1 protein-coding gene is annotated in these 457 nt (G+C 48.1%); it reads left to right on the top strand.

What is annotated here, in order from left to right; translation table 11 throughout:
- The coding region (locus J3492_RS13050; RefSeq protein WP_207992431.1) for a cadherin-like domain-containing protein at positions 1-457 on the top strand (457 nt) is incomplete at both ends.

The following is a 457-nucleotide window of genomic DNA, read 5'->3' as shown; positions in this document are numbered from 1 at the left end:
CATTGATGACGGTCAAGGTGGCGTGATCACTCAAACTGCTACGATTACGGTCGCTGCCGTAAATGATGCGCCAGTGTCAGAAGACAGTGTTATTGCGGCAACAGAAGACACCGTAGCTGAAGGACAGCTTGCGACAGCCACCGATGTGGATGGAGATACGCTCACTTACGCCCTAGCGACAGAAGCTACTAATGGCACCATCGTTGTCAATGCTGATGGCAGTTACAGCTACACACCAAACGCTAACTTCCATGGTGAAGATAGCTTCACCTATACTGTGACTGATGGCACAGAGACCATTACTAAGACTGCGACGATTACTGTTGCTTCAGTGAATGATCTACCAGTCTCCAAAGACTCAGTCATCGAAGCCACCGAAGACACTGTAGCGACAGGTCAATTAGAAGCGGCTACTGATGCCGATGGTGACGAATTAACTTATGCATTAAAAGACAAT

Source organism: Psychrobacter coccoides (assembly GCF_017498085.1).
Taxonomy (GTDB): domain Bacteria; phylum Pseudomonadota; class Gammaproteobacteria; order Pseudomonadales; family Moraxellaceae; genus Psychrobacter; species Psychrobacter coccoides.
Note: the sequence above shows the minus strand (reverse complement) of the source record. Positions and strands in the feature narration are given on the sequence as shown.